Here is a 3,096-nt window from a genome sequence, read left to right as displayed (position 1 = left end):
CCCGCCGGCCATGTGGAGCCGGGGGAAAACCTGCTTGAAGCCGCTTGCCGCGAACTGAAAGAGGAGACGGGTCTGACCGCCACACCCACCGCCTGGCTTGGCACCTATCTCTACAAACCGGCCGATAGCGAGGCCACCTATGTGCGCACCGCCATCATCTTCGACCTTGAAAAAGCGCCGGGTCAGCACCATCCAGAGGATCCTGACGGCGATGTGCTGGCTTGCCACTGGCTTACGCTGGAAGAAATCGCGGAATGCAAACCGGCCCTGCGCAGCCCCTTGGTATGGCAGTGCATTCAGGACTATCTGGCGGGGACACGGCTGCCACTCTCGGCCCTCAAGGCCTTTATCTGAGGCCGTTTGACACTCTTTTTCGGCGGCACAGGCCAACAACAGAAAAACGATTTCCTGCCGCAAGGTTCCTGATGGGGACAGTGGCATGGAGATGTGACCGGGGGCGCAAAACTCTGGTAGAATACGCCCCGTTTAAACGAACTGGTAACTTCGACTAATGACAGACAACAGCCAAATCAAGGTGATCGTCGGCATGTCCGGCGGCGTGGATTCTTCCGTCTCGGCCTACCTGCTCCAGCAGCAGGGCTATCAGGTCGAAGGCTTGTTCATGAAGAACTGGGAAGAAGACGACACGGACGAGTACTGCTCTGCCGCCCAGGATTTGGCTGATGCCAAGGCCGTCTGCGACAAGCTGGGGATGAAACTCCACACCATCAACTTCGCGGCCGAGTACTGGGACAATGTGTTCGAGCACTTCCTCGAAGAGTACAAGGCTGGCCGCACGCCAAACCCCGATATCCTGTGCAACAAGGAGATCAAGTTCAAGGCGTTCCTCGAATTTGCCGCCGAAGAGCTGGGTGCCACCTATATCGCCACCGGCCACTATGTTCGCCGTGACGACAGCACCGGCCGCCCGCGCCTGCTGCGCGGTCTCGATACCAACAAGGATCAGAGCTACTTCCTCTATACCCTGAGCGAGAAGCAAGTGGGTCAGAGCCTGTTCCCGGTTGGCGATCTGGAGAAGCCCGAGGTGCGCCGCATCGCCGAGCAGCTGGATCTCATCACCGCCAAGAAGAAAGACTCCACCGGTATCTGCTTTATCGGCGAGCGCAAGTTCAAGGACTTCCTGGCCAAGTTCCTGCCCGCCCAGCCCGGTAAAATCGAGACCGTGGATGGCAAGGTGATCGGCGAGCATCAGGGTCTGATGTATCACACCCTGGGCCAGCGCAAGGGGCTCGGTATCGGCGGTCGCAAAGATGCCACCGAAGAGGCCTGGTATGTGGTCGACAAAGAGGTCGAGCGCAACGTGCTGGTGGTGGCGCAGGGCGAGCATCCCCGTCTCTACTCCGATGGTTTGATTGCCAGCCAATTGCACTGGGTGGATCGCACTCCGATCCGCGAGCCGCGCCGCTGCACCGTCAAGACCCGCTACCGCCAGCAGGATATCCCCTGCCTGATCCAGCCCATCGACGACGAGACCATCCGGGTCATCTTCGACGAGAAACAGGCTGCGGTAACCCCGGGCCAATCCGCCGTCTTCTACGACGGGGAAGTGTGTCTGGGCGGTGGCATCATCGAACAACGTTTCAGCCATCCGGTCTAAGGGCTGGGCGCTCACGAGCGTCCGCGCTGTACTCCCTTCTCCCCTCGCGGGAGAAGGGACAAAGAAAAAACAGCACAAGGCAGCGATACATGATTGGCAACGTCCAGGCCGGATCATGGCATCGGCCGGTGAATGAACAGAACAGGGCTGTGAAGATATGAGCGATAAATTCCAAGACAGAACCATGGCCTTTGCCGGCATCTGCCAGGCCGCGTATCTGGTGCAGAAGGTGGCCCGAGACGGCAGCTGTGACGAGGCCGCCCTGCGCGAGAGCCTCTCCAGCATTCTGGTGACCAACCCGAGTCAGCCGCTCGAGGTGTTCAACAACACCCATCTGGCCATTCGCGACGGCTACCGTGCGCTGGTCGAACAGCTGGGTGCCGACGGCAGCCAGAAGAATGCCGAGCTGACCCGCTATGTGGTGAGCCTGATTGCGCTGGAGCGCAAGCTGGCCAAGCGCAAGGACATTCTCAACATGCTGGGTGAACGGATCAGCCAGATCGGTCGCCAGCAACAGCACTTCGATCTGCTCGACGAGCAGATCCTGGCCAACATGGCGAGCATCTACAGCGACCTTATCAGCCCCATCGGGCCGCGCATTCAGGTGGCGGGTACCCCGCTGTTCCTGCAGCAGCCGCTGGTGCAGCACAAGGTGCGCGCCCTGCTGCTGGCAGGCATCCGCGCCGTGGTGCTGTGGCGCCAGCTCGGTGGCAGCCGCACCCAGATCATCTTCGCTCGCAAGAAGATGGTGGAACTGGCCAAGCGTTACTAATCATTGGCTTGCGCGCAGGCAGAGGGAGGACAAGGTGAACAGCCGCACATCAGCCTTGATACACCCCGACCGGCGCGCAAGTGAATACGGATCCCCCCACACCAATCATCAGGAGTTCACCCCATGGAGCTGTCCGCGCTGACTGCTGTTTCCCCGATTGACGGTCGTTATGGCGACAAGGCCGATGCCCTGCGCCCTATCTTCTCCGAATTCGGCCTGCTGCGTTTTCGCGTCGAAGTCGAGGTGCGCTGGTTGCAAAAACTGGCCAGCCACGCCGGGATCCCTGAAGTCCCTGCCCTGAGCGAGGCCGCCAACGCCCTTCTCGACGGCATCGTCAGCAACTTCAACGAGAGTGACGCCGCCCGCATCAAACAGATCGAGCGCACCACCAACCATGATGTGAAAGCGGTGGAGTACTTCCTCAAAGAGAAAGTCGAAGTGAACCCGGAGCTGGCGGCTGTCAGCGAGTTCATCCACTTCGCCTGCACCTCGGAAGACATCAACAACAACTCCCACGGTCTGATGCTGAAAACCGCCCGTGAAGAGGTCATCAAGCCTTATTGCGAAAAGCTGATCAGCGAGCTCAAGCGTCTGGCTCACGAATATCGCGACATGCCGCTGCTCTCCCGCACCCACGGTCAGCCGGCGACCCCGAGCACCATGGGCAAGGAGATGGCCAACGTCGCCTACCGTCTGGAGCGCCAGT

Annotated in this window: 4 protein-coding genes; all 4 read left to right on the top strand. The window is 60.1% G+C overall.

All coding sequences use genetic code 11. The features are described from left to right. A partial coding sequence (locus tag ACRAUW_RS17535; RefSeq protein WP_431363297.1) for an NUDIX domain-containing protein occupies positions 1-354 on the top strand: 354 nt, incomplete at its 5' end. A gap of 157 nt (positions 355-511) precedes the next feature. After that, on the top strand, positions 512-1,618 hold the full coding sequence (gene mnmA, locus ACRAUW_RS17530; RefSeq protein ID WP_005353619.1) for a tRNA 2-thiouridine(34) synthase MnmA: 1,107 nt from the start codon (positions 512-514) through the stop codon (positions 1,616-1,618). 157 nt (positions 1,619-1,775) lie between these two features. Continuing rightward, a complete protein-coding gene (hflD, locus tag ACRAUW_RS17525; RefSeq protein WP_069528207.1) occupies positions 1,776-2,390 on the top strand; it encodes a high frequency lysogenization protein HflD in 615 nt (204 codons plus the stop codon). Between the two features lie 123 nt (positions 2,391-2,513). After that, positions 2,514-3,096: lyase family protein (locus ACRAUW_RS17520; RefSeq protein WP_431363296.1), on the top strand; the 583-nt coding region annotated here is incomplete at its 3' end.

This window comes from Aeromonas sp., from assembly GCF_050633025.1.
Lineage (GTDB): Bacteria > Pseudomonadota > Gammaproteobacteria > Enterobacterales > Aeromonadaceae > Aeromonas.
This window is presented reverse-complemented; position numbering and strand designations above follow the sequence as displayed.

What these genes read in the sequence shown, in the direction of transcription:
- mnmA (WP_005353619.1), top strand. Translation starts at nt 512, where the DNA reads ATGACAGACAACAGCCAAATCAAGGTGATCGTCGGCATGTCCGGCGGC.
- hflD (WP_069528207.1), top strand. Translation starts at nt 1,776, where the DNA reads ATGAGCGATAAATTCCAAGACAGAACCATGGCCTTTGCCGGCATCTGC.